Source organism: Salmonella sp. 2020_1459 (assembly GCF_043847915.1).
In the GTDB taxonomy this organism is placed as follows: Bacteria; Pseudomonadota; Gammaproteobacteria; order Enterobacterales; family Enterobacteriaceae; genus Salmonella; species Salmonella enterica.
In genome coordinates, this window is sequence record NZ_JBCMFA010000003.1 from 358933 (window position 1) to 383376 (window position 24444).

The 24444-nt window shown below is 54.6% G+C and carries 24 protein-coding genes, 1 other RNA gene and 1 pseudogene; 10 read left to right on the plus strand and 16 right to left on the minus strand.

Annotated elements, in window-relative coordinates:
- Positions 1 to 93: 93 nt before the first annotated feature.
- The 6 genes from gcvH to ACH0VJ_RS10195 form a co-directional block, all read right to left on the minus strand.
- Entirely contained in the window at positions 94 to 483 is a 390-nt protein-coding gene (gene gcvH / locus ACH0VJ_RS10170; RefSeq protein WP_001295377.1) for a glycine cleavage system protein GcvH, read from the minus strand.
- A gap of 25 nt (positions 484 to 508) precedes the next feature.
- On the minus strand, positions 509 to 1603 hold the full coding sequence (gene gcvT, locus ACH0VJ_RS10175; RefSeq protein ID WP_000068738.1) for a glycine cleavage system aminomethyltransferase GcvT: 1095 nt from the start codon (positions 1601 to 1603) through the stop codon (positions 509 to 511).
- A gap of 454 nt (positions 1604 to 2057) precedes the next feature.
- A complete protein-coding gene (gene ubiI / locus ACH0VJ_RS10180; protein ID WP_001192147.1) occupies positions 2058 to 3260 on the minus strand; it encodes an FAD-dependent 2-octaprenylphenol hydroxylase in 1203 nt (400 codons plus the stop codon).
- A 125-nt stretch (positions 3261 to 3385) separates the two neighbouring features.
- The gene (gene ubiH / locus ACH0VJ_RS10185; protein ID WP_000111140.1) at positions 3386 to 4564 is read right to left on the minus strand and encodes a 2-octaprenyl-6-methoxyphenyl hydroxylase; all 1179 of its coding nucleotides are present in this window, start codon (positions 4562 to 4564) and stop codon (positions 3386 to 3388) included.
- Entirely contained in the window at positions 4561 to 5877 is a 1317-nt protein-coding gene (gene pepP, locus ACH0VJ_RS10190) for a Xaa-Pro aminopeptidase (RefSeq protein WP_000193678.1), read from the minus strand. Before pepP ends, ubiH begins: the two co-directional genes overlap by 4 nt.
- A 25-nt stretch (positions 5878 to 5902) precedes the next feature.
- Complete coding sequence (locus ACH0VJ_RS10195; protein WP_000027236.1) at positions 5903 to 6481, minus strand: YecA family protein; 579 nt, start codon at positions 6479 to 6481, stop codon at positions 5903 to 5905.
- Between the two features lie 166 nt (positions 6482 to 6647).
- Between ACH0VJ_RS10195 and zapA the strand changes: the two genes are divergently transcribed.
- The 3 genes from zapA to ACH0VJ_RS10210 all read left to right on the plus strand — a co-directional run bounded on the left by zapA (position 6648) and on the right by ACH0VJ_RS10210 (position 7819).
- Positions 6648 to 6977, plus strand: coding sequence for a cell division protein ZapA (zapA, locus tag ACH0VJ_RS10200; RefSeq protein ID WP_001276011.1), 330 nt, complete (start codon positions 6648 to 6650; stop codon positions 6975 to 6977).
- Between the two features lie 41 nt (positions 6978 to 7018).
- A non-coding RNA gene (gene ssrS, locus ACH0VJ_RS10205) (6S RNA) lies at positions 7019 to 7202 on the plus strand.
- Positions 7203 to 7222: 20 nt separating this feature from the next.
- A complete protein-coding gene (locus tag ACH0VJ_RS10210) occupies positions 7223 to 7819 on the plus strand; it encodes a 5-formyltetrahydrofolate cyclo-ligase (protein ID WP_001536377.1) in 597 nt (198 codons plus the stop codon).
- Between the two features lie 380 nt (positions 7820 to 8199).
- On the opposite strand, the gene serA is transcribed toward ACH0VJ_RS10210, so the two are convergent.
- On the minus strand, positions 8200 to 9432 hold the full coding sequence (gene serA / locus ACH0VJ_RS10215) for a phosphoglycerate dehydrogenase (RefSeq protein WP_001151627.1): 1233 nt from the start codon (positions 9430 to 9432) through the stop codon (positions 8200 to 8202).
- A 266-nt stretch (positions 9433 to 9698) separates the two neighbouring features.
- Positions 9699 to 10358: a ribose-5-phosphate isomerase RpiA gene (gene rpiA / locus ACH0VJ_RS10220; RefSeq protein ID WP_000189741.1), complete on the minus strand. Its 660-nt coding sequence runs from the start codon at positions 10356 to 10358 to the stop codon at positions 9699 to 9701.
- Positions 10359 to 10511: 153 nt separating this feature from the next.
- Here rpiA and argP point away from each other — a divergent pair, with 153 nt between their 5' ends.
- Complete coding sequence (gene argP / locus ACH0VJ_RS10225) at positions 10512 to 11405, plus strand: DNA-binding transcriptional regulator ArgP (protein ID WP_000828348.1); 894 nt, start codon at positions 10512 to 10514, stop codon at positions 11403 to 11405.
- Between the two features lie 265 nt (positions 11406 to 11670).
- Here the strand turns inward: argP and ACH0VJ_RS10230 are convergent, their stop codons facing one another.
- The 6 genes from ACH0VJ_RS10230 to epd all read right to left on the minus strand — a co-directional run bounded on the left by ACH0VJ_RS10230 (position 11671) and on the right by epd (position 17852).
- Positions 11671 to 12417, minus strand: coding sequence for an oxidative stress defense protein (locus tag ACH0VJ_RS10230; RefSeq protein ID WP_000669857.1), 747 nt, complete (start codon positions 12415 to 12417; stop codon positions 11671 to 11673).
- A gap of 93 nt (positions 12418 to 12510) precedes the next feature.
- Entirely contained in the window at positions 12511 to 13146 is a 636-nt protein-coding gene (gene argO, locus ACH0VJ_RS10235) for an arginine exporter ArgO (protein WP_000626863.1), read from the minus strand.
- A 200-nt stretch (positions 13147 to 13346) separates the two neighbouring features.
- On the minus strand, positions 13347 to 14207 hold the full coding sequence (locus ACH0VJ_RS10240; protein ID WP_000389833.1) for a small-conductance mechanosensitive channel MscS: 861 nt from the start codon (positions 14205 to 14207) through the stop codon (positions 13347 to 13349).
- Between the two features lie 232 nt (positions 14208 to 14439).
- Positions 14440 to 15519: a class II fructose-bisphosphate aldolase gene (fbaA, locus tag ACH0VJ_RS10245; RefSeq protein WP_000034386.1), complete on the minus strand. Its 1080-nt coding sequence runs from the start codon at positions 15517 to 15519 to the stop codon at positions 14440 to 14442.
- A 101-nt stretch (positions 15520 to 15620) separates the two neighbouring features.
- A complete protein-coding gene (pgk, locus tag ACH0VJ_RS10250) occupies positions 15621 to 16784 on the minus strand; it encodes a phosphoglycerate kinase (protein ID WP_000111274.1) in 1164 nt (387 codons plus the stop codon).
- Positions 16785 to 16805: 21 nt separating this feature from the next.
- Positions 16806 to 17852 carry an erythrose-4-phosphate dehydrogenase gene (gene epd / locus ACH0VJ_RS10255; RefSeq protein WP_000218338.1) on the minus strand — a complete coding sequence of 349 codons (1047 nt, stop codon included), beginning with the start codon at positions 17850 to 17852 and terminating at the stop codon, positions 16806 to 16808.
- A gap of 373 nt (positions 17853 to 18225) precedes the next feature.
- Here epd and ACH0VJ_RS10260 point away from each other — a divergent pair, with 373 nt between their 5' ends.
- Genes ACH0VJ_RS10260 through ACH0VJ_RS10280 form a run of 5 tightly spaced genes read left to right on the plus strand, consistent with a single transcriptional unit; the run spans position 18226 to position 21278 of the window.
- A complete protein-coding gene (locus ACH0VJ_RS10260) occupies positions 18226 to 18651 on the plus strand; it encodes a PPC domain-containing DNA-binding protein (protein WP_000218564.1) in 426 nt (141 codons plus the stop codon).
- 25 nt (positions 18652 to 18676) lie between these two features.
- Positions 18677 to 19255: an ECF transporter S component gene (locus ACH0VJ_RS10265; protein ID WP_000091208.1), complete on the plus strand. Its 579-nt coding sequence runs from the start codon at positions 18677 to 18679 to the stop codon at positions 19253 to 19255.
- Complete coding sequence (locus ACH0VJ_RS10270) at positions 19256 to 19963, plus strand: energy-coupling factor transporter transmembrane component T (protein WP_000553284.1); 708 nt, start codon at positions 19256 to 19258, stop codon at positions 19961 to 19963.
- A complete protein-coding gene (locus ACH0VJ_RS10275) occupies positions 19951 to 20628 on the plus strand; it encodes an ABC transporter ATP-binding protein (RefSeq protein WP_001536355.1) in 678 nt (225 codons plus the stop codon). The genes ACH0VJ_RS10270 and ACH0VJ_RS10275 overlap by 13 nt, the downstream gene beginning before the upstream one ends.
- The gene (locus ACH0VJ_RS10280; protein ID WP_000956928.1) at positions 20622 to 21278 is read left to right on the plus strand and encodes an ABC transporter ATP-binding protein; all 657 of its coding nucleotides are present in this window, start codon (positions 20622 to 20624) and stop codon (positions 21276 to 21278) included. Before ACH0VJ_RS10275 ends, ACH0VJ_RS10280 begins: the two co-directional genes overlap by 7 nt.
- A 43-nt stretch (positions 21279 to 21321) precedes the next feature.
- Here ACH0VJ_RS10280 and tkt read toward each other — a convergent pair whose 3' ends face one another.
- The gene (gene tkt / locus ACH0VJ_RS10285; RefSeq protein WP_079833530.1) at positions 21322 to 23313 is read right to left on the minus strand and encodes a transketolase; all 1992 of its coding nucleotides are present in this window, start codon (positions 23311 to 23313) and stop codon (positions 21322 to 21324) included.
- Positions 23314 to 23588: 275 nt separating this feature from the next.
- Here tkt and ACH0VJ_RS10290 point away from each other — a divergent pair, with 275 nt between their 5' ends.
- Positions 23589 to 24347 (plus strand): M48 family metallopeptidase, encoded by a 759-nt coding sequence (locus ACH0VJ_RS10290; protein WP_000701834.1) that lies wholly within the window; start codon positions 23589 to 23591, stop codon positions 24345 to 24347.
- Between the two features lie 12 nt (positions 24348 to 24359).
- Here ACH0VJ_RS10290 and ACH0VJ_RS10295 read toward each other — a convergent pair.
- Positions 24360 to 24444, minus strand: a pseudogene (locus tag ACH0VJ_RS10295) (hypothetical protein); the annotation flags it as partial.

The window sequence follows — 24444 nt, forward strand, 5'->3', positions numbered from 1 at the left end:
CTTACCGGGCCTACGCGTGCGAAAACGAATACGCAAAATAATTCGCGTTGCAGTGAGTAGGCCGGATAAGCATTAGCGCCATCCGGCACAACATTATTCGTCTTCTAACAATGCCTCGTACGCGGTGGCATCCAGCAGCGATTCAAGTTCGCTTTCATCGCTGGCTTTGATTTTAAAGATCCAGCCACCGGCATACGGTTCGCTGTTCACCAGCTCCGGGGAGTCGCTCAGCGCATCGTTTACCGCCACGATCTCGCCGCTTACCGGCGCATAAATGTCGGACGCCGCTTTTACGGACTCCGCCACGGCGCAGTCGTCGCCCGCGCTTACGGTCGCGCCGACTTCCGGCAGATCAACAAAAACCATATCGCCCAACAGCTCCTGAGCGTGTTCAGTAATGCCAACGGTGTAAGTGCCATCCGCTTCTTTACGCAGCCATTCGTGTTCTTTGCTGTATTTCAGTTCTGCGGGTACGTTGCTCATCAATTAATCTCCAAAAAAGGATGAATCACGCGACGGCTTTGCCGTTACGCACAAAAACAGGTTTAGTCACTTTTACCGGCATTTCACGGTTACGAATTTGTACAATCGCCGTCTCGCCGATGCCCGCTGGAACGCGCGCCAGCGCAATGCTGTAGCCCAACGTTGGGGAAAACGTCCCGCTGGTGATAATGCCTTCTTGCTGATTGCCCTGCGCATCGGTAAAACGCACCGGCAGTTCATTACGCAATACGCCTTTCTCGGTCATCACCAGACCGACAAGCTGCTCATGGCCTTTTTCACGCTGCATCTCCAGCGCCTCACGGCCAATAAAGTCGCGGTCAGCAGGTTCCCAGGCGATAGTCCATCCCATATTAGCCGCCAGCGGAGAGATACCTTCATCCATCTCCTGACCGTACAGGTTCATGCCTGCTTCCAGACGCAGCGTGTCGCGCGCGCCAAGACCGCACGGCTTCACGCCCGCCTCCACCAGCGCACGCCAGAAATCCGCCGCTTTTTCATTCGGCATGGCGATTTCATAGCCTGCTTCGCCGGTATAACCGGTGGTGGCGATAAACAAATCGCCCGCCTGAACGCCGAAGAACGGCTTCATACCTTCTACTGCATGGCGCTGTTGGTCAGTAAACAGAGTCGCCGCTTTTTCCTGCGCATTCGGCCCCTGTACCGCAATCAGCGACAGGTCGTCACGAACGGTGATGTCGATGGCATAAGGTTCAGCGTGTTGGGTAATCCAGGAGAGGTCTTTTTCGCGGGTGGCGGAGTTAACAACGAGACGGAAGAAATCTTCAGTGAAGTAGTAGACGATAAGGTCATCAATCACGCCGCCCGATGCGTTAAGCATACCGGAGTAGAGGGCTTTACCCGTCTTCGTTAGCTTCGCGACGTCGTTTGCCAGCAGATAACGTAGAAACTCTCGTGTGCGGCTGCCATGAAGATCGACAATGGTCATATGCGATACATCAAACATCCCGGCATCGGTGCGCACAGCGTGGTGTTCATCAAGCTGAGAGCCGTAATGCAGGGGCATCATCCAGCCATGAAAATCGACCATGCGGGCGCCGCATAGCGTGTGTTGTTCGTACAAAGGCGTCTGTTGGGCCATCTTTTCCTCGTTGAATTAGCGGGGGCTAACAACCATTTTCATGGGAAATCTTCGCCACGAAACCTGGCATCGACGCCCTTTTTCCTGCGCCGACGCAAACGTTCTCTTGCTCCTGAACTTACCACCGAACCAGTCGCTAAACCATAAGGCTGAATTTACCATCACATTAGCTTATGACTAAAAAACGCTAAAACCCAATCAGCACAAAAAACCACTATTACGCTAAATAACCGTCATAAAAAGGAAGCTGATACGATTTACTACAACATAAATTAATATTAAATGCGGAAAAAATGTCGAAAATCGCGTTCGCCAAAAATAGCGGCATTAGAAAATATAATGCGAAATAAGCGGTGAAATTAGATTATTTCAAACGAGGAAAGCCCCCCGGCGCGATAGCCGGGAAAGCAAAGTGTGACGGGTTTCAAACTCTTGCTGGCGTGCAGTCAGACACTTAACGAAGCCATTGCGGAAGGTCGTTTAGCCCCATTGCCTGGCGAAGCAGTTGGGGTTTGACGCCGGGGAGCGTATCCGCCAGTTTCAGCCCGATGTCGCGCAGCAATTTTTTTGCCGGGTTTTCGCCGGCAAACAGGTCACGAAAACCTTGCATCCCGGCAAGCATCATCGCCGCGCTATGTTTACGGCTACGCTCATAACGACGGAGATAAAGATGTTGACCAATGTCTTTGCCCTGACGCTGAAGCCGGCGCAGATCGTCCACCAGTTCGGCCGCGTCCATAAAGCCGAGGTTGACGCCTTGCCCTGCCAGCGGATGGATGGTGTGCGCGGCATCGCCGACTAACGCCAGACGATGCGCGGCAAACTGGCGAGCATAGCGGCCCGTCAGCGGAAAAACCTGCCGTTCGCTTTCCAGGCGGCATAAGCCCAGCCGATTATCGAAGGCGATAGTCAACGCCTGGTTAAACGCCTCGTCGCCGCTCTGTTGCATACGCTCCGCATCCTGCGGAGAAAGCGACCAGACAATGGAACACAGATGCGAATCGCTTAACGGCAAAAACGCCAGAATACCTTCACCATGAAACACCTGGCGAGCAACCGCGCCGTGCGGCTCTTCGGTGCGGATAGTCGCTACCAGCGCATGGTGACGGTAGTCCCAGAAAGTTAAGGGAATATCCGCTTTGTTACGCAGCCAGGAGTTGGCGCCATCCGCGGCAATCACCAGACGCGCGGTTAACATCGCGCCGTCTTTTAAAGTCAGGAAGGCGTCGTTCTCTCCCCAGGCAACCTGCTGTAACTCCGCTGGCGCCATTAAGGTGATATCCGCCGCTTGCTGCGCTTTTTGCCACAATGCGTAGTGAATGACGCTGTTTTCAACAATATGCCCCAGATGGCTATATCCCATGCTTGCGTCATCAAACGTAATACGGCCAAAGCTGTCTTTATCCCAGACTTCCATACCGTGGTAGCAACTTGCCCGTCGCGCCACAATGTTTGACCATACGCCAAGACGGGTAAGCAGTTTTTCGCTGGCGGCATTAATCGCCGACACCCGAAGCTGAGGCGGCGCATCGTTCGCCAACGGCTGGGGGACAACGTGATCCAGTACCGCAACGCGCAAACCGCTCCCCTGCAAGCCGCAGGCGACAGCCAGTCCCACCATGCCTCCGCCAACTATTGCTACATCAACACTTTGCACTATTTACTCCTGGAAACCGGAACAATCAAAACCGTAGGCCGGATAAGGCGAAGCCGCCATCCGGTATTTTTACGAACACGATGCCGGATGGCGGCGTGAACGCCTTATCCGGCCTACAGATCGGCTTAACGCGCAACCCAACCTAAGGTCCGCTGTGCCAGCGCATCGCGCGCAGGTGGTAATAATTCCATCGCCATTAAACCGATATTGCGCCCAATAACCAGCGGCGCCCAACGATTTGCAAACAGATGGACCAGACCGTTCGTTACGCCAATCGTCGTATCCCGGTCAACCTGACGACGCTGCTGATAGCGCGATAACACGTGCCAGGCGCCAATATCCTCGCCCGCGTCCTGTGCCGCGACCAGCGTTTCCGCCAGGCTCATGACATCGCGCAGACCGAGATTAAACCCTTGTCCGGCGATAGGATGCAACGTCTGCGCCGCATTGCCGACCACGACAGTCCGGTGAGAAAACACTTTCGCCGCCGTAGTCAGGGCAAGCGGATACGCGCTGCGCTTACCGGCCTGAGTAATTCGCCCCAGCCGCCAGCCGAACGCGGCCTGCAATGCATGGCAGAACTGCGCGTCGGACCAGCTCAGCACCTCATCGCGCTGGTCGAGCGGGTGACACCAAACCAGCGAACATCGGCCATGCGACATCGGCAACATCGCCAGCGGGCCATTGGGGGTAAAACGTTCAAAGGCGCGTCCCTGATGCGGGATAGCGGTCGCGACATTCGCTATCACCGCTAACTGTTCGTAAGGCTCCTGATGCCAGTCAACGCCGCAGGCTGACGCGAGCGCGGAGTGGGTACCGTTAGCCGCCACCAGCACGCTGCCAGCTATCACATTGCCGTTTTCCAGAGTGACGTTAACCTGCTGTTGGGTACGCGACACGCTGGCTACGCGCTCCGGGCAGTGCAGCGTAACGCCTGGCGCTTTACGCAAGAGCGCAAACAGACGCAGCCCGATATCATGCAGCTCCGCAACGTGCCCCAACGCTGCCAGACTGTAGTCCTGCGCGTCGAGAGTCACAAATCCGGCATGGCCGCGATCGCTGACGTGTACGGTGTTGATTGCCGTTGCGCAATCGGAAATCGCCTGCCAGACGCCAATTCGCGCCAGTTGCTGACAAGTGCCCGCCGCCAGCGCAATCGCTCTGGCGTCAAAGCCGGGATGACCGTCGGCTTCAGGCGCTTTCGCTTCAATCAGGTGTACCGGCAACGTCCCATGACTGAACTGAGAGATGGCCAGCGCCAGCGTCGCGCCTGCCATGCCGCCGCCAACGATAATGACGCTCATTGCTGCCGCGCCGCCGCCATTAATGCCTCAATGTCATCCGCCTTCTTCACAACGCCAGCGGTCAGGTTTTCATTACCGGTTTCGGTAATGACAATGTCATCTTCAATTCGAACGCCAATGCCGCGATACGCTTCCGGCACGTCGGCATCCGGCGCGATATAGAGGCCTGGCTCTACGGTCAGCACCATGCCCGGCTCCAGGATGCGGGAGCGATCCGGCCCATAAACGCCGACATCATGAACATCCAACCCCAGCCAGTGGCTCAAGCCATGCATAAAGAAAGGACGATGCGCATTTTCGGCAATCAGTTGATCAACCTCTCCTTGCAAAATCCCCAGCTTCACCAGCCCGGTTATCATGATGCGCACGACTTCGCCGGTCACCTCCTGAATAGAGGTACCAGGACGGAACAGTCGCAGGCTGGTCTCCAGCGATTCCAGAACGATGTCATAAATTTCACGCTGAGCTGGCGTAAATTTCCCGTTCACCGGGAAAGTACGCGTGATGTCGCCCGCGTAACCTTTATATTCACAGCCCGCGTCGATAAGCACTAAATCGCCGTCGCGCATTTCACTTTCGTTTTCAGTGTAATGCAGGATACAGCCATTTTCGCCGCTGCCGACAATGATGTTATAGGAGGGATAGCGCGCGCCGTGGCGATTAAATTCGTGGTGAATTTCCCCCTCCAGTTGATACTCAAACATCCCCGGACGGCATTTTTCCATCGCGCGGATATGCGCCAGCGCGCTAATTTCCCCGGCGCGGCGCAGGACAGCAATCTCTTCCGGCGATTTGAACAGGCGCATCTCATGGACGATCGGTCGCCAGTCAGTCATAGTGGCCGGCGCGGTCAGATTCTGGCGGGAGCCTTTACGCAGCTTCTCCAGCGCAGCCAGAACAATCTCGTCGGCATACGCATATTCGCCCTGCGCGTGGTACACCACATCCAGACCATTAAGCAACTGAAAGAGTTGCTGGTTGATTTCGCTAAACGCCAGCGCCCGGTCAACGCCCAGTTTTTCCGGCGCGGCATCCTGTCCTAAACGGCGACCAAACCAGATTTCCGCCGTCAGGTCGCGAACGCGGTTGAACAAAACGCTGTGGTTGTGGGTGTCATCACTCTTAATCAGTACCAGCACGGCTTCCGGTTCGTTAAAACCGGTGAAATACCAGAAGTCGCTACTCTGGCGATACGGATATTCACTGTCTGCGCTGCGCGTCGCCTCCGGCGCGGCAAAGATCAGCGCGGCGCTGCCGGGCTGCATTTGCGCCAGTAATGCCTGGCGACGGCGTTGGTATTCCTGCTGAGTCATGACATGGCCTCCATTTCGTTTTTTCTTAGTGTAGCGTCGGTTTACGCACTTCCGGCGCGGTCGGCTGTTGGCGCGTGAAAGTGTCATGACATAACAGCGCCGCAACACGGACATATTCGATGATCTCTTCGAGCGACATCTCCAGCTCTTCCTGATCTTCGCTCTCATCATAACCAAGCTGCGCAATATTACGCAGGTCGTCAATCGCTTCACCCGTTTCGCCGGTGACTTTATCAAGTTTAGGCTGCGTTACGCCGAGGCCAAGCAAAAAGTGGTTAACCCACCCGGCTAATGCATCTGCGCGATCGAATACGCTGACATCGTCGCCTTCAGGCAGATAAAGCTGAAAAAGAAAGCCGTCGTCTTCCAGCGCGTCGCTGGTCGCCGCGTGCATTTTGCGCAGCGCCTGAGCAAGCTCATGCCCGAAGGCCAGACCTTCGTTCGTCAGGTCGTGCAGCAGCGGCTGCCATGAGCTGTCGTTGTTGCCGCCGCAAATCATCCCGCTGATTAAACCATGCATTTCAGCCGGGGTCAGACCGGCCCCTTGTTGATTCAAAAACCGGTTCATTTCGTTGTAACCAGGCATTTCGTTCTGTATAGACATAAGCATTCGTCATCAAAGGGAGGATATTCATGATATGCTACCACTTTGGACCCTGGTGAACCAGAAAAGGGCTTGTATCTTCACACCAGGGTAGCTATAGTGTCGCCCCTTCGCGGACCCTGGGTCTGGAGACGAAGGCAGCGCAGTCAATCAGCAGGAAGGTGGCATGTCTGCACAACCCGTCGATATCCAAATATTTGGCCGTTCACTGCGAGTGAATTGCCCGCCTGACCAAAGGGATGCGTTGAATCAGGCTGCGGACGATCTGAATCAGCGGTTGCAAGATCTGAAAGTTCGCACTAGAGTCACAAATACTGAGCAGTTGGTTTTCATTGCCGCATTGAATATCAGCTATGAGTTAACTCAGGAAAAAGCGAAGACCCGCGATTACGCGGCGAGCATGGAACAACGTATTCGGATGCTACAACAGACCATCGAACAGGCGTTGCTTGATCAAGGTCGCATAACCGAAAAAACGGGCCAAAACTTTGAATAACACTTTTCGCTTTACTATGGTAAAGTGATTGTGAAAACAGAATTTCTCTGAGATGTTTGCAAGCGGGCCAGTCCCCTGAGCCGATATTTCATACCACAAGAATGTGGCGCTCCGCGGTTGGTGAGCATGCTCGGTTCGTCCGAGAAGCCTTAAAACTGTGACGACACATTCACCTTGAACCAAGGGTTCAAGGGTTACAGCCTGCGGCGGCATCTCGGAGATTCCCCTTCTGACTGGCGACAGCCATGACGCAACTTCCCGAACTCTCTTTATCACGACAAGAAATCCGCCGAATGATTCGGCAACGTCGCCGTGCGCTGACGCCAGAGCAGCAACGCCGCTTTGGTCAACAGGCCGCCGCCCGAATGCTCAGCTTTCCTCCCGTCGTGATGGCGCACACTGTCGCCGTGTTTCTCTCCTTTGATGGCGAACTCGACACCCAGCCGCTGATAGAACAGCTATGGCAAGCGGGCAAGCGCGTCTACCTTCCGGTTCTTCATCCCTTTAGCCCTGGCAACCTCCTGTTCCTGCACTATCATCCGCAGAGTGCGCTGGTGACCAACCGCTTAAAGATCCAGGAGCCACGGCTTGATGTCCGCGACGTATTGCCGCTGGCAAAGCTGGATGTGCTGGTAACGCCGTTAGTGGCGTTTGACGAAGGCGGGCAGCGCCTGGGGATGGGCGGCGGATTTTATGACCGTACGCTACAAAACTGGCAGCAGCATAAGATCCTACCTGTGGGTTACGCGCATGATTGCCAGTTAGTGGAAAAACTGCCGGTTGAAGAGTGGGATATCCCGCTGCCTGCGGTGGTGACGCCGTCCAAAATTTGGGAGTGGTAGCCGTGTTTTGCCGATTGACAGCGTCGCTTTTTTGACCTAAATTTCTCGGTGAAGGGTGAGGGAGGCGAACCTCCCTCCTGCGTACTCTCTGTTAATATGCTGGCGTAGCGATGATTAACAGGATCAGCAGCATGATGACGTATCTCATCATCGTCCCTTTCCTTTTTAGAGCCCCTGCTTCGGTAGGGGCTTTCCCGTTTCAGCGCTATGCTGAGCCCTTATCGTAAATTCCTTTTATTGCTGTACAACACGCAACGCTGCCTTTAATTACCAATTGCGGCAAGGCTCGAAAACAGAATGTATGCGTTACACGAAGAGATGTTGAGGCAGGGAAACCAGAGAAAGGATGGGCAGGTCATCTCCTGCCCATTTAGAAGAAATTAGTACAGCAGACGGGCGCGAATGGTGCCCGGAATCGCCTTCATCGCCAGCAGCGCTTTCTCCGCCACATCGCCATCGGCTTCTATATCAATCACCACATACCCCATTCGGGCGGAGGTTTGCAGATACTGCGCGGCAATGTTAACGCCCTGCTCGGCAAAGATCTGGTTAAGCGCGGTCAATACGCCCGGGCGGTTTTCGTGGATGTGCATCAGGCGACGACCGCCGTGCAGCGGCAGCGACACTTCCGGGAAGTTCACGGCGGACAGCGTCGAGCCGTTATCCGAGTACTTAATCAGTTTTCCTGCGACTTCCAGACCGATGTTTTCTTGCGCCTCCTGCGTCGAGCCGCCGATATGCGGCGTCAGGATCACGTTATCGAATTCGCACAGCGGAGAGGTAAACGGATCGCTATTAGTGGCCGGTTCCGTCGGGAAGACGTCGATAGCCGCCCCCGCCAGATGTTTCGTCGCCAGCGCGTCGCACAAAGCCGGGATATCCACTACCGTACCGCGCGCGGCGTTAATCAGCAGCGAACCCGGCTTCATCAGGGCAATCTCTTTTGCGCCCATCATGTTTTTGGTGGAGGCGTTTTCAGGTACGTGCAGACTGACCACATCGCTCATATTCAACAATTCAGACAGGTGCTGCACCTGAGTTGCGTTACCAAGCGGCAGTTTATTTTCAATATCATAGAAATAGACATGCATCCCCAGCGATTCCGCCAGAATGCCCAACTGCGTTCCGATATGGCCGTAACCGATAATGCCAAGCTTTTTACCGCGCGCTTCGAACGATCCCGCCGCCAGTTTATTCCATACGCCGCGGTGCGCTTTGGCGTTCGCTTCCGGCACGCCGCGCAGCAGCAGCAATAGCTCGCCAATCACCAGCTCCGCCACGGAACGGGTATTCGAGAATGGCGCGTTAAAGACCGGAATACCGCGTTTTGCCGCCGCATTTAAATCCACCTGGTTAGTGCCGATGCAAAAGCAGCCAATCGCCACCAGCTTCTCTGCGGCGTTAATCACTTCTTCTGTCAGATGAGTACGGGATCGCAGACCGATGAAGTGGGCATCGCGGATGGACGCTTTCAACTGTTCAGCGTCCAGCGCGCCCTTGTGATATTCAATGTTGGTGTAACCTGCCGCACGAAGGCTTTCCAGCGCCTTTTGATGCACCCCTTCAACCAGCAGAAATTTAATTTTATCTTTCTCCAGCGATACCTTTGCCATTTCCCCGATCCTGTCTTTTTTTGCCATCTGATGTTGTGTGTGGATTTGCATCCGTCCTTCAACATATCAAAAAAAATTATCACGGCAATATGAACGTTTGCGCCAGCGTCGTGAAGGAATCGCATACAGCGGGAAATAGCAGATGAAAATACCGGGAATAACTTTTTCTTTGGAGGGATCGGCAGGGCAAACGATTAAACGTGATACATGTCACCAAATTTGCCCTGACCGAATTTTTTACGCGGCAGGAAATACGCCTGGCGGGATCATTTTACGATGGTTTTCACCCCGTCCGGCGTGCCGATCAGTGCGACATCGGCGCCACGGTTGGCGAACAACCCTACGGTCACGACGCCCGGAATCGCGTTAATGGCGTTTTCCAGCGCGATGGGATCAAGGATTTCCATACCATAAACATCCAGAATCACGTTGCCGTTATCCGTGACCACGTTCTGACGGTACTCCGGACGCCCGCCCAGCTTCACCAGTTGACGAGCGACCGCGCTGCGCGCCATCGGAATCACTTCGACCGGCAACGGGAATTTGCCAAGAATATCCACCTGTTTAGAGGCATCCGCAATACAGATAAATTTCTCCGCCACGGAAGCAATAATTTTCTCACGGGTTAATGCCGCGCCGCCGCCTTTGATCATCTGCATATGACCGTTGATTTCGTCCGCGCCGTCGACATAGATACCCAGGCTATCCACTTCGTTGAGATCAAACACGTGAATACCGAGGCCTTTGAGTTTTTCAGTCGAGGCGTCCGAGCTGGAGACCGCGCCTTCAATCTGGCCTTTCATTGTGCCCAGCGCATCAATAAAGTGTGCGGCCGTTGAGCCTGTACCAACGCCCACAATGGTGCCGGGCTGTACATACTGAAGTGCCGCCCATCCTACCGCTTTTTTCAGTTCATCCTGCGTCATAGATCGTTTCGCCTGTGGTGTGAAAATACAGCCGCATTATAGAACATTGTCGGGAAAAATCTCCGTGTCCGTACACAGGCTACGGATTTCATCTGTACCGACGGCAAATTTATGTCATAGTGCGGAAAAAAATAACAGGAGCATGACACAACAATGAAACGTCCGGACTACAGAACACTACAGGCGCTGGATGCCGTTATACGTGAACGAGGATTCGAGCGCGCCGCCCAGAAGCTGTGCATCACGCAATCCGCCGTCTCACAGCGCATAAAACAGCTTGAGAATATGTTCGGACAACCTTTGTTGGTGCGTACCGTTCCTCCTCGCCCCACGGAGCAAGGGCAAAAATTACTGGCTCTGCTGCGTCAGGTTGAACTGCTGGAAGAAGAGTGGCTGGGCGATGAACAAACCGGCTCTACGCCGCTGCTGCTGTCGCTGGCGGTTAACGCCGACAGTCTGGCGACCTGGCTGCTTCCGGCGCTGGCGCCGGTGCTGGCGGACTCCCCTATCCGTCTCAATTTACAGGTGGAAGATGAAACGCGCACGCAAGAACGTCTGCGGCGCGGCGAGGTGGTGGGCGCGGTGAGTATTCAGCATCAGGCGCTGCCCAGTTGCCTGGTAGACAAACTGGGCGCGCTCGACTATCTGTTTGTCGCGTCAAGGCCGTTTGCCGAGCGCTATTTCCCCAATGGCGTTACCCGGTCGTCGCTGCTGAAAGCGCCCGCCGTCGCGTTCGACCATCTGGATGATATGCATCAGGCCTTTTTGCAACAGAATTTCGATCTACCGCCCGGCAGCGTGCCGTGCCATATCGTTAATTCATCCGAAGCGTTTGTACAGCTTGCGCGTCAGGGCACGACCTGCTGCATGATCCCTCACCTGCAGATTGAGAAAGAGCTGGAAAGCGGCGAGTTGATCAACTTAACGCCTGGTTTGCTACAACGCCGGATGCTTTACTGGCACCGCTTTGCCCCGGAAAGCCGGATGATGCGCAAAGTGACCGACGCGCTGCTGGAGTACGGGCACAAGGTGCTGCGTCAGGATTAGCCTCTCTATGAATGCCGGATGGCGGCGTGAACGTCTTATCCGGCCTGCATGCCCCATTATTCCCCCGTCGCTTCTTTGAAATTCATCACAAAATCATTGCGTTCAGGCGGCAAAAAACGACGCGCCATTGGCTATTTTTTGCTGGCGGCAAGACGATTTAAAACGCTCACCGTATCAGCAAATCTTCATTTCATTGCGTAATACGGAGCAAAAAACGAGAACACCGGGAGAAAACGCGGCCTGGAAGCGCCCAAGCCGGGCGAGATTACTGCGTGCTGGCGGCCGTTGTCGACGTCTGCCCTGCTCCAGGTTCAAGCTGGAATACCACATCGACCTGATCGTCGAACTGAATGGTCGGCTGCTCGTAAGTTTCCTGCGCAGATACCGGCGCAGCATCTGCGGCTTTCATCATTCGCACCACAGGACTCGGCTGATAATTAGAGACATGGTAGCGAACGCTGTAAACCGGCCCCAATTTGCTGTTAAAACCGACTGCCAGCGCTTGCGCCTGATGAATCGCGTCATCAATGGCGGCTTTGCGGGCCTTGTCTTTATAGGCGTCCGGTTGCGCCACGCCCAGCGATACCGAACGAATCTCGTTCAGACCCGCCTTCAGCGCGCCGTCCAGCAGAGAATTAAGTTTATCTAACTGACGCAGTGTCACCTCAACGGTTCGCACCGCGCGATACCCTTTCAGAATGCTTTTACCGTTTTGGTAATCATAATCCGGCTGCGTGCGCAGATTCGCCGCGCTAATGTCTTTTTTCGCAATCTGATTTTGCTCAAGGAAGGAAAGATATTGCGCCACGCGCTCATCGGCCTGCTTCTTCGCCGTCGCCGCATCCTTCGCCGCGACGTTCACTTCAATCGCTAAGGTGGCGATATCAGGCACAGCATCGACGCTTGCCGTACCGGAAGTCACGATGTGCGGGCCTTCCGGCAATTCGCTTGCCTGCGCCGACATTGCACTTAAACCCACTAATGCCGCCAGGGCCATCACTTTGAACTTCACAGTCTCTCCTCCATATTGCAGTCATTGCCCTGATATACAGGGCGCATGCAGGCAAGCTTAGCGGATATCGGCCTGTTGTCCATCAGACAACGCTTAGTTGAAAAGCGCGTGCATATGCGCGACGCCTTCCCGCGCCAGTTGGAAGGCGATAAGCCACATCACCACCCCAACCAGAATGTTGATAATGCGTTGAGCTTTCGCCGTACGCAGTCGAGGCGCAAGCCAGGCCGCCAGTAGCGCTAACCCAAAAAACCATAAGAACGACGCGCTAATCGTGCCGAGGGCGAACCAGCGCTTTGGCTCCATAGCCAGTTGTCCGCCGAGACTGCCCAACACGACAAACGTATCCAGATAAACGTGCGGATTCAGCCACGTTACCGCCAGCATCGTAGCAATAATTTTCCAGCGCCCCTGCTTCATAACCTCGGCGCTGGCCAGCTCCAGATTACTGCTCATTGCCGTTTTCAGCGCGCCAAAACCGTACCATAACAAGAACGCGACCCCGCCCCATGTGACCAGCGCCAGCAGCCACGGCGACTGCATCAGCAAAGCGCTGCCGCCAAAAATACCGGCGCTAATCAGGACTAAATCACTTAACGCGCAAAGCAGCGCTATCATGAGGTGGTACTGGCGACGAATCCCCTGATTCATCACAAACGCATTTTGCGGGCCAAGCGGAAGGATCATGGCGGCGCCAAGGGCAAACCCTTGAAAATAATAAGATATCACGTTAACTACCCTGAGCTGTTTTTCTTAAAGGCAGACTATAGCGCGGGAATATTATTAGCGGAAATTGATAATTTTAATCACTAATAAGAAAAGCTAATAAAGAGACTGAATAACGGATGGCGGCTACGCTTATCCGCTCAATAACCAGAGAATACTGGAGGCGGATAAGCGCAGCACCGGCAGGCAGCACGGGAGGAAAATTACTCCGCGGCGTTATCTTTCACGCGTTTAAAATTGACGTCCATCTGCGGGTACGGGAAGCTAATACCAGCGGCGTCAAATTCACGTTTAATACGTTCCAGCACGTCCCAGTAGACATTTTGCAGGTCGCTGCTTTTACTCCAGACACGCACCACAAAATTAATCGATGAGGCGCCCAGCTCATTCAAACGCACCGTCATTTCGCGATCTTTTAAAATACGATCGTCGGACTCGATAATCGTCGTTAGCAGTTGTTTCACCTGATCGATATCCGAATCGTAGGCCACCCCAATAATGAATTCGTTACGGCGAACCGGCTCACGAGAATAGTTGATGATATTTCCCGCGATAATTTTGCCATTCGGAATCACAATAATTTTGCCGTCTACCGCGCGCATTGTCGTGGAAAAGATTTGCACGTTCAGTACCGTACCGGCAACGCCGCCCAAATCGACATACTCACCGGCGCGGAACGGACGGAACATAACCAGCAATACCCCAGCCGCAAGGTTAGAAAGCGATCCCTGTAATGCCAGGCCAACGGCTAAACCAGCGGCGCCCAGTACGGCAATAACCGAGGCGGTTTGAACCCCCACGCGACCCAGAGCCGCAATCAGCGTAAAAGCGATAACCCCATAGCGCACCAGCGCAGAAAGAAAGTCGGCTACTGTCGCATCAATATGACGCGCACGCATCAGACGATTTACCGTATTGGAGATCACGCGCGCTACAATCAAGCCGATGATGATAATAGCGATAGCCGCAACAATATTCACAGCATAGCTGAGCAATAACGCCTGGTTGCGTACCAGCCAGGTGCCCGCACCATTTATGCTGTCGACAACATTCAAATCTTCCATTCAATATTCCTTGGTCATAGCAAAACAAGCAAATGAGATCATTCTCACGAAAAGAACTTTTTAAAGGTAAACAAAAACAGAGGAATATGCCATTTTTCGGCATCATCCCAAAACCAAAAAAGGCAGGTACACTGTGAGTTGGCCGGATGAAAGCGCTAACTAACGCCGCTCTCCGGAAATAACGATAAAAAAATGGCTTCCCGAGGGAAGCCATTTCAATCAGCAGACTATATTACAGAACGTCAATCGCGTTCAGTTCTTTAAATGCTTTTTCCAGACGAGCGATCATCGAAGTCTGGCCAGCACGCAGCCATACGCGCGGGTCATAGTATTTCTTGTTCGGCTGATCTTCGCCTTTCGGGTTGCCCAGCTGACCTTGCAGATACGCTTCGTTTTCTTTGTAGTAGTTCAGAACACCTTCCCAGGTTGCCCATTGGGTATCGGTATCGATGTTCATTTTCACTACGCCGTAGCTTACGGAGTCTTTGATTTCCTGAGCAGTAGAACCGGAACCGCCGTGGAAAACGAAGTTCAGGCTGTTGTGCGGCAGGTTGTGTTTCTTAGAAACATAGTCCTGAGAATCACGCAGAATAGTCGGGGTCAGAACCACGTTACCCGGCTTGTAAACGCCGTGTACGTTACCGAAGGAAGCGGCAATGGTGAAACGCGGGCTGATTTTGCTCAGTTCAGTGTACGCGTAATCAACGTCTTCCGGCTGGGTGTACAGAGCAGAAGCGTCCATGTGGCTGTTGTCCACGCCGTCTTCTTCACCACCGGTGCAACCCAGTTCGATTTCCAGAGTCATGCCAATTTTGGACATGCGCGCCAGGTATTTGGAGCAGATTTCGATGTTTTCGTGCAGAGACTCTTCAGACAGGTCAATCATGTGAGAAGAGAACAGCGGTTTACCGGTAGCCGCGAAGTGTTTTTCACCCGCGTCCAGCAGACCGTCGATCCACGGCAGCAGTTTCTTCGCGCAGTGGTCAGTGTGCAGGATAACCGGAACGCCGTAGTGTTCAGCCATCTGGTGAACGTGATGCGCGCCAGAGATAGCGCCCAGGATTGCCGCGCCCTGAGGTACGTCAGTTTTCACGCCTTTACCCGCGATGAAGGAAGCGCCGCCGTTGGAGAACTGAACGATGACCGGTGCTTTAACTTTTGCAGCGGTTTCCAGAACAGCGTTGATGGAATCAGTGCCCACGCAGTTAACTGCCGGCAGAGCAAAATTGTTTTCTTTTGCTACCTGGAACACTTTCTGTACGTCATCACCAGTGATCACGCCTGGTTTTACGAAATCAAAAATTTTAGACATGTTTCGTTGTCCTGTATCGTCGGGCTTTGGGAAAAAACACGGGCCGCCCTGAATGTCAGATCGGCGATAAATCAACGGGCAGGAATCCCTGCCCGTAACGATTACTTCTTAGCGCGCTCTTCGAGCATCGCTACGGCTGGCAGAACTTTACCTTCCACGAATTCGAGGAATGCGCCGCCGCCAGTAGAAATGTAGGAGATTTTGTCAGCAATGCCGAACAGGTCGATTGCCGCCAGGGTGTCGCCGCCGCCAGCGATGGAAAACGCTTCGCTATCAGCGATGGCATTCGCCACGATTTCAGTCCCTTTACGGAAGTTCGGGAACTCAAACACGCCAACCGGGCCGTTCCACAGAATGGTTTTGGCATTCTTGAGGATTTCAGCCAGCTGCTGAGCGGAAGCATCGCCGATATCCAGGATCTGCTCGTCTTCTTTCACGTCGTTAACGGATTTCAGAGTCGCCGGTGCGGTTTCGGAGAACTCGGTGGCAACGCGAACATCGGTCGGAACCGGGATATCGCAAGTGGTCAGCAGACGTTTTGCTTCGTCAACCAGGTCAGCTTCGTACAGGGATTTACCGACGCTGTGGCCCTGAGCGGCAACGAAGGTGTTGGCGATACCGCCGCCGACAATCAGCTGGTCAGCGATTTTAGACAGGGAATCCAGAACGGTCAGTTTGGTAGATACTTTAGAACCACCAACGATAGCCACCATCGGACGAGCCGGTTCTTTCAGCGCTTTACCCAGAGCATCCAGTTCAGCGGCCAGCAGCGGGCCTGCGCACGCGACATCAGCAAATTTGCCGATACCGTGGGTAGAAGCCTGCGCGCGGTGCGCGGTACCAAAGGCGTCCATCACGAATACGTCACACAGGGCGGCGTATTTTTTAGACAGCGCTTCGTCGTCTTTCTTTTCGCCTTTGTTAAAGCGAACGTTTTCCAGAACCACCAGCTCACCTTCGGCCACGTCAACGCCGTCCAGGTAATCTTTGACCAGGCGAACCGGGTTAGACAGTTTGTCTTTCAGGTAGTTAACAACCGGCAGCAGAGAGAATTCTTCGTTGTACTCGCCTTCGGTAGGACGACCCAGGTGGGAAGTTACCATCACTTTCGCACCCTGTTTCAGAGCCAGTTCGATGGTCGGCAGAGAGGCGCGGATACGCGCGTCGCTGGTCACTTTCCCTTCTTTAACAGGTACGTTCAGATCCGCACGGATAAAAACGCGTTTCCCGGCCAGATCCAGATCGGTCATCTTAATTACAGACATGGTGAATCCTCTCAATGATGCTTAAAGTTTTGTCGACGCTGACGCGTCGAGCCTGAAACCAACTGCGGCCATCGCTAACGTGGTGTCGAGCATCCTGTTAGCAAAGCCCCATTCATTATCGCACCAGACCAGCGTCTTGATCAGGTGGGCGCCACTGACCCGGGTTTGCGTGCCATCAACAATGGCGCTGTGCGGGTCGTGGTTAAAATCTATCGAGACCAACGGTGATTCCGTATAGTCAACTATACCATGAAATGCACCTTGTGCTGCTTTTTGCAGCAACTGGTTGACTTCACTGGCTTTTACTGGTTTTTTCACCGTTACGCTTAAATCGATCGCCGTCACATTAATGGTTGGAACGCGCACCGCAATCGCCTCAAAACGGTCGTTAAACTGCGGGAATATACGCGTAATGCCTGCCGCCAGTTTTGTATCTACCGGGATAATCGACTGGCTGGCCGCGCGCGTGCGCCGCAGATCGGAGTGATACGCGTCGATCACCTGCTGATCGTTCATCGCGGAGTGGATCGTCGTGACGGTACCAGACTCGATGCCGTAAGCATCATCCAACAATTTAATGACGGGAATTATGCAATTCGTGGTACAGGACGCGTTTGAGACAATACGATGTTCCGCACGCAGTTGGTTCTGGTTCACGCCAAAAACGACGGTGGCGTCAAGATCGTTGCTGCCCGGATGAGAAAAGAGCACTTTCTTCGCGCCAGCGGCAATATGCGCCTCGCCATGCTCCCGGTTGCCATATACGCCCGTACAATCCAACACAACATCCACGCCCAGTTCGCGCCACGGCAGATCCGCCAGCGTTCGTTCATGCAGAATACGAATGACATCGTCGCCGACAAAAAGCTGCTCGCGCTCGTGGCGAACCTCCCATGCAAAACGCCCGTGGCTGGTATCGTATTTCAACAAATGCGCCATGCCTGCGGCATCCGCCAGCTCGTTGATGGCCACCACGGTAATTTCCGCCCGACGTCCGGATTCATACAAAGCACGAACCACGTTACGCCCGATGCGACCAAAGCCATTAATCGCTATGCGTACGGTCATAGGTCTCCTGCAAGGCTATCCCGATTCAGATGAGGCTGACAGAGTAATGCAGCTCATCGTCGAGTAAAACCTCACCTGTCGCAAACTGCGACTGATTGGTTAATTGTCGAACATTTAATTAACTGAAACGCTTCAGCTAGAATAAGCGAAACGGGGAATAAAAGGAATGTTTGTCCAGTCGAAGAAGACAGTTATCTGACCTGCATCACATTTCATGGCCGCTTACGCTGCAATTTATTCCATATTTAAGAATCACCAGTACATCCGTCAGATCTTTTCATCGTCGCGTCACAAATACTGATTTATATCAGAAAGCGCTGTCGCCAGCGTCTATATTATCAGCGCCACGTCCGAGTCTCGGAGTCCTGTAACGATGACTGTATCTCACCACAATGCCTCTACAGCGCGCTTTTACGCGCTTCGTCTGCTTCCCGGCCAGGAAGTGTTTTCCCAATTACACGCCTTTGTGCAACAGAACCAATTACATGCCGCCTGGATTGCAGGGTGTACCGGCAGTCTGACCGACGTTGCGCTGCGTTATGCCGGGCAAGAAGCGACCACATCGCTCACCGGCACGTTTGAAGTTATCTCGCTAAACGGCACGCTTGAATTGACCGGCGAGCATCTGCATCTCGCGGTATCGGATCCCTACGGGGCCATGCTCGGCGGCCATATGATGCCAGGGTGTACCGTGCGTACCACGCTGGAACTGGTTATCGGCGAGCTGCCAGCGCTGACGTTCAGCCGTCAACCGTGCGCCATTTCCGGTTATGACGAACTGCATATTTCTTCCCGTTAATTGACGACTCTTTAAGAGGTACTTTATGTCGCGTCGCCCGTTTTCCAGCCAGTCTCTGGTGCTGATTGTCATCGCTATTGCCATCAATATGATTGGCGGACAGCTTATTAGCATGTTGAAGCTGCCTATTTTTCTCGACTCGATCGGCACCTTAATTAGCGCGGTACTGTTAGGGCCGTTCATCGGCATGTTGACTGGGCTTCTGACCAATTTGCTGTGGGGGCTGCTTACCGACCCTATCGCTGCCGCGTTTGCCCCGGTAGCGATGGTTATCGGTCTGGTCGCCGGGTGGCTGGCGCGCGCAGGCTGGTTTCGTACCCTGCCCAAAGTGATCGTCAGCGGGGTCGTCATTACGTTGGCGGTGACGCTGGTCGCCGTACCGCTTCGTACCGCGCTTTTTGGCGGCGTTACCGGTAGCGGCGCTGATTTGTTCGTCGCCTGGATGCATTCAATGGGCCAAAACCTGGTGGAGTCAGTCGCGATTACCGTCATAGGCGCTAATCTGGTCGATAAAATTCTGACGGCGATCATCGTTTGGGTGCTGTTGCGTCAGCTACCGTTACGTACGACACGGCATTTTCCTGCGATGTCAGCTGTACGCTAAATGCATCCGTTTACCTCGTTAACCTTATGGGCGCTGGCGACCTGCACCACGCTGCTACTCCCTGCGCAGACCGTGCTCCCGGTTTATAGCGCGGCGGCCTTCCTCTGTCTGCTGGCGCTGAAATCAACGCGGCGGCGGGCGAAGTATGTCGCCTGGCTGATGCTGTCTTTAGGGTTTGGGCTATGGCTGGTACATGGCGGTTGGCTAACGGAATGGATAAGCGGGCAGCCTCGCGATCCGCAGCGCTGGGTATATGCCGTTACGCTATGGCTACGTCTGCTGGCGATCGTGTCGACGTCGCAGCTATGGATGCAGTATGTGCCGGTTCAGCGGTTTATTCGCGCCCTGTTCGCTTCACGTCTGCCGCCCGGCATCGCTTACCTGTTCGCTGGCCCTCTGCTGGTCGTCGAACAGCTCAAACGACAACTGACGATCGTTCATGAAGCCCAGCGCGCGCGTGGCGTACCGCTGGATGAAGGCTGGTATCAGCGGCTACGGGCAATGCCTGCGCTGATCGTGCCGCTTACGCAAAATGCGCTTAACGATCTGACAATACGCGGCGCGGCGTTGGATATGCGGGGGTTTCGGCTGCATCGAGCCCGAACCACGCTGTGGGCGCCGAAAGATAGCATGTTACAACGGGTTGCGCGGTATGGCATGGTACTGCTAATACTGGCGGAAGCGGGAGTGTGGATATGGTTACGTTAGAGCAGTTTCGTTATCTTCCGTCCGATGCGACACGCCCGCCGGCATGTTTTGATTTCCACTATTCAACACCCGGAATAGTGGCGATAGTCGGCGATAACGGCAGCGGAAAAAGTACGCTGGCGCAACTGATGGCTGGCTGGTATCCGGATTATCTTCCCGGTGATATTGACGGCACAGGCTTACTGCTTGGCGTCCCTATCGGGCAGCTCCCGCTGGTAGAACAGTCGCCCACCATCCAGTTGGTGCAGCAATCGCCTTATTTACAGCTTTCCGGCTGTACCTTTAGCGTAGAGGAAGAGGTGGCGTTTGGCCCGGAGAATCTCGGCCTCCATGAAGCGGAAATTCTACGGCGCATTGACGAGGCGCTGACCCTGACAAACTGCCAGTCGTTACGCCATCGCTATCCCGGCACGCTCTCCGGCGGCGAAACGCAGCGGGTAGTAATTGCCAGCGCGCTTGCCATGCAGCCCAGACTGTTAATTCTTGATGAAGCCTTCAGTCGGCTGACGTCAGCGGCCACCGGGATGCTGCTGGAACGGCTACAACAGTGGGCGCTGGAACGTCATTCTCTCATTGTGCTTTTTGAGCGTAACCATTTTCCTTTTCTGACGCGATGCCAGCGGGTATGGCAATTGCGCGACGGAGCGCTAACCCCATTATGTTGACGTTAAATCAGGTCGCTTATCGCTGGCCGGATGCCGCAGCCGACTGTCTGCACGCTATCTCGCTTGAACTTCGTGACGGCGAATGGCTGGCGTTGACCGGCGATAACGGCGCGGGAAAATCAACACTGTTACGGATTATGGCCGGCCTGCTTTCCCCCACTTCCGGCTCGGTAACGCTTAATGGAGAGCCGATTGCGCAGCTTAAAAATCGTCAACGCGCCGCCGCTATCGGCGTACGCTTTCAGGAAGCGGAAAACCAGATTTTCCACAGCAATGTCGCGCAAGAGGTCGCTTTTGGGCTGAAACTACAACGCTTACCGGCAGAGGAAATTTCACGGCGCACGCAGGCCGCGCTGCGGTTATGCCAGCTAACGGACGTCGCCGAGGCGCACCCGCTTGATCTGCACGCCGCACAGCGCCGGATGGTGGCGGTCGCCAGTCTGGAGGCGATGGCGCCGCCTGTGTTATTGCTGGATGAACCCAGCCGGGATTTTGACGCCCACTGGCTAACCGTATTTGAACACTGGCTGGCGACATGCCGGGCACGGGGAACCAGCGTCGTGGCGATTAGCCATGACGCTGCGTTTACCCGGCGTCATTTTTCACGGGTGGTACGGCTGGAAAACGGCAGGTTGTCAAAGGGAGAATAAAAAACGGGTCGCCGAAGCGACCCGTTTTATGCCGTATTAAGGATTACAGCAGCGCTTTCGCTTTGGCGATCACGTTGTCCACCGTGAAGCCAAACTCTTCAAACAGCAGCTCTGCCGGAGCAGACTCACCGAAGGTGGTCATACCGACAATAGCGCCGTTCAGGCCGACGTATTTGAACCAGTAGTCAGCGATACCCGCTTCAATCGCCACACGCGCAGAGACCGCCTTCGGCAGCACGGATTCACGGTAAGCCGCATCCTGCTTGTCGAACGCGTCGGTGGACGGCATGGAAACCACACGCGCCTTCACGCCTTCGGCAGCCAGTTTTTCGTAGGCGGCAACCGCCAGCTCAACCTCAGAACCGGTCGCAATGAAGATAATCTGCGGCTGGCCCGCACAATCTTTCAGTACGTAACCACCGCGGGCGATATTCGCCAGTTGCTCTTCAGTACGTTCCTGCTGCGCCAGGTTCTGACGGGAGAGGATCAGCGCGGTTGGGCCATCCTGACGCTCTACGCCATATTTCCACGCCACCGCGGATTCCACCTGGTCGCACGGACGCCATGTGGACATGTTCGGCGTTACGCGCAGGCTTGCCACCTGCTCGACCGGCTGGTGCGTCGGGCCATCTTCGCCCAGACCGATGGAGTCGTGGGTGTACACCATCACCTGACGTTGTTTCATCAACGCTGCCATACGCACTGCGTTACGGGCATATTCGACGAACATCAGGAAGGTGGAGGTGTACGGCAGGAAACCGCCGTGCAGGGCGATACCGTTGGCGATAGCGGTCATACCGAATTCGCGCACACCGTAGTGAATATAGTTACCCGCCGCGTCTTCGTTGATAGCCTTAGAACCGGACCACAGGGTCAGGTTAGACGGTGCCAGGTCAGCGGAGCCGCCGAGGAATTCCGGCAACAGCGGACCGAAGGCTTCGATGGCATTCTGGGACGCTTTGCGGCTGGCGATTTTCGCCGGGTTAGCCTGCAGTTTAGCGATGAATTCATTCGCTTTCGCATCGAAGTCAGCCGGCATGTCGCCTTTCATACGACGAGTGAATTCAGCAGCTTCCTGCGGGAAGGCTTTCTCATAAGCCGCGAATTTCTCATTCCATGCAGACTCTTTCGCCTGGCCGGCTTCTTTCGCATCCCACTGGGCGTAGATTTCAGACGGGATTTCGAACGGCGCGTATTTCCAGCCCAACTGTTCGCGGGTCAGCGCGATTTCCGCGTCGCCCAGCGGCGCGCCGTGGGAATCGTGGGTACCCTGTTTGTTCGGCGAACCGAAACCGATGATGGTTTTGCACATCAGCAGAGACGGTTTGTCAGTCACGGCGCGAGCTTCTTCCGTGGCGCGTTTAATGGCGTCAGCATCGTGACCGTCAATGCCACGGATAACGTGCCAGCCGTAGGCTTCAAAACGTTTCGCGGTGTCATCGGTGAACCAGCCTTCAACGTGACCATCGATAGAGATACCGTTGTCATCATAGAACGCGATCAGTTTGCCCAGTTTCAGAGTACCAGCCAGAGAGCACACTTCGTGAGAAATGCCTTCCATCATGCAGCCGTCGCCCATAAAGACGTAGGTGAAGTGGTCAACGATGTCGTGGCCAGGACGGTTAAACTGCGCCGCCAGAGTTTTCTCGGCAATCGCCATCCCGACGGCGTTGGCAATACCCTGCCCCAGCGGGCCAGTAGTGGTTTCAACGCCAGCGGTGAAGCCCACTTCCGGGTGACCCGGGGTTTTTGAATGTAGCTGACGGAAATTCTGCAGTTCGGACATCGGCAGGTCATAGCCGGTGAGGTGCAGCAGGCTGTAAATCAGCATTGAGCCGTGGCCATTGGACAGCACAAAGCGGTCGCGGTCGGCCCAGGACGGGTTGGTCGGGTTGTGGTTCAGGAAATCACGCCACAGGACTTCGGCAATGTCAGCCATACCCATCGGGGCACCCGGGTGACCGGATTTGGCTTTCTGTACTGCGTCCATGCTCAGCGCACGAATAGCATTGGCAAGCTCTTTACGTGAGGACATTTTGACTCCAGATCGGATGTTGAAAGGCCATGCCCGTAACGACTTGACGACAGCGCGTTTTGGGCTACGCCGGAAAATTTGCCAACAATTTACCCCAAGCCGCGCGTCATGTACATGGAACATCCTTTTACCGCTTCAGAAATCTCCGGATCGTGCTCGCATGTTGCGCAATTAGCTAACTTGCCTGCCACGCTTTTCTTTATACTTAACCCAGGCGCTAATTCATCTGCAACGGGCGCATTTCAAAATAATATTAATTCGTATGGAAGAGAAAAATGAAAATTCGCGCTTTACTGCTTGCTTTGGGCATGGCGACGGTGCTGACCGGTTGCCAGAATATGGACTCTAATGGACTGCTTTCTTCGGGCGCTGAAGCTTTTCAGGCCTATACGTTAAGCGATGCGCAGGTAAAAGCGTTGAGCGATCAATCCTGTCAAGAGCTCGACAGCAAAGCGAAAATCGCGCCGGCGAGCAGCGAATACACTAAACGACTGACAAAAATTGCCGCCGCGCTGGGGGATAACATTAACGGCCAGCCGGTGAACTATAAGGTTTACGAGACGAAAGACGTCAACGCGTTTGCCATGGCGAACGGTTGTATTCGCGTCTACAGCGGACTGATGGATATGATGACCGACAACGAAGTTGAAGCCGTGATCGGCCATGAAATGGGCCATGTCGCGCTGGGTCATGTAAAGAAAGGGATGCAGGTCGCGCTGGGCACTAACGCCGTTCGTGTTGCGGCGGCATCGGCAGGAGGCGTAGTCGGCAGCCTGTCGCAATCACAGCTTGGCGATCTTGGCGAAAAACTGGTGAACTCGCAGTTCTCCCAGCGTCAGGAGTCCGAAGCGGATGATTATTCTTACGATCTGTTGCGCAAACGCGGTATCAGTCCGGCAGGACTCGCCACCAGCTTTGAGAAACTGGCAAAACTGGAAGCGGGTCGTCAAAGCTCAATGTTCGACGATCACCCGGCGTCCGCCGCACGCGCACAGCATGTGCGCGATCGTATGAGCGCAGACGGGATCAAATAATCCCCGAACAGTGCCGGATGGCGGCGTGAACGCCTTATCCGGCCTACAAGCATCAATCAGCTGTAGGCCGGATAAGCGCAGCGCCATCCGGCAAAAC

Excerpts from the sequence above, each read along its gene's own strand:
- gcvH (WP_001295377.1), bottom strand. The coding sequence starts at position 483 with ATGAGCAACGTACCCGCAGAACTGAAATACAGCAAAGAACACGAATGG.
- gcvT (WP_000068738.1), bottom strand. The coding sequence starts at position 1,603 with ATGGCCCAACAGACGCCTTTGTACGAACAACACACGCTATGCGGCGCC.
- ubiH (WP_000111140.1), bottom strand. The coding sequence starts at position 4,564 with ATGAGCGTCATTATCGTTGGCGGCGGCATGGCAGGCGCGACGCTGGCG.
- pepP (WP_000193678.1), bottom strand. The coding sequence starts at position 5,877 with ATGACTCAGCAGGAATACCAACGCCGTCGCCAGGCATTACTGGCGCAA.
- ACH0VJ_RS10195 (WP_000027236.1), bottom strand. The coding sequence starts at position 6,481 with ATGTCTATACAGAACGAAATGCCTGGTTACAACGAAATGAACCGGTTT.
- zapA (WP_001276011.1), top strand. The coding sequence starts at position 6,648 with ATGTCTGCACAACCCGTCGATATCCAAATATTTGGCCGTTCACTGCGA.
- ACH0VJ_RS10210 (WP_001536377.1), top strand. The coding sequence starts at position 7,223 with ATGACGCAACTTCCCGAACTCTCTTTATCACGACAAGAAATCCGCCGA.
- serA (WP_001151627.1), bottom strand. The coding sequence starts at position 9,432 with ATGGCAAAGGTATCGCTGGAGAAAGATAAAATTAAATTTCTGCTGGTT.
- rpiA (WP_000189741.1), bottom strand. The coding sequence starts at position 10,358 with ATGACGCAGGATGAACTGAAAAAAGCGGTAGGATGGGCGGCACTTCAG.
- argP (WP_000828348.1), top strand. The coding sequence starts at position 10,512 with ATGAAACGTCCGGACTACAGAACACTACAGGCGCTGGATGCCGTTATA.
- ACH0VJ_RS10240 (WP_000389833.1), bottom strand. The coding sequence starts at position 14,207 with ATGGAAGATTTGAATGTTGTCGACAGCATAAATGGTGCGGGCACCTGG.
- fbaA (WP_000034386.1), bottom strand. The coding sequence starts at position 15,519 with ATGTCTAAAATTTTTGATTTCGTAAAACCAGGCGTGATCACTGGTGAT.
- pgk (WP_000111274.1), bottom strand. The coding sequence starts at position 16,784 with ATGTCTGTAATTAAGATGACCGATCTGGATCTGGCCGGGAAACGCGTT.
- epd (WP_000218338.1), bottom strand. The coding sequence starts at position 17,852 with ATGACCGTACGCATAGCGATTAATGGCTTTGGTCGCATCGGGCGTAAC.
- ACH0VJ_RS10260 (WP_000218564.1), top strand. The coding sequence starts at position 18,226 with ATGACTGTATCTCACCACAATGCCTCTACAGCGCGCTTTTACGCGCTT.
- ACH0VJ_RS10265 (WP_000091208.1), top strand. The coding sequence starts at position 18,677 with ATGTCGCGTCGCCCGTTTTCCAGCCAGTCTCTGGTGCTGATTGTCATC.
- ACH0VJ_RS10270 (WP_000553284.1), top strand. The coding sequence starts at position 19,256 with ATGCATCCGTTTACCTCGTTAACCTTATGGGCGCTGGCGACCTGCACC.
- ACH0VJ_RS10275 (WP_001536355.1), top strand. The coding sequence starts at position 19,951 with ATGGTTACGTTAGAGCAGTTTCGTTATCTTCCGTCCGATGCGACACGC.
- ACH0VJ_RS10280 (WP_000956928.1), top strand. The coding sequence starts at position 20,622 with ATGTTGACGTTAAATCAGGTCGCTTATCGCTGGCCGGATGCCGCAGCC.
- tkt (WP_079833530.1), bottom strand. The coding sequence starts at position 23,313 with ATGTCCTCACGTAAAGAGCTTGCCAATGCTATTCGTGCGCTGAGCATG.
- ACH0VJ_RS10290 (WP_000701834.1), top strand. The coding sequence starts at position 23,589 with ATGAAAATTCGCGCTTTACTGCTTGCTTTGGGCATGGCGACGGTGCTG.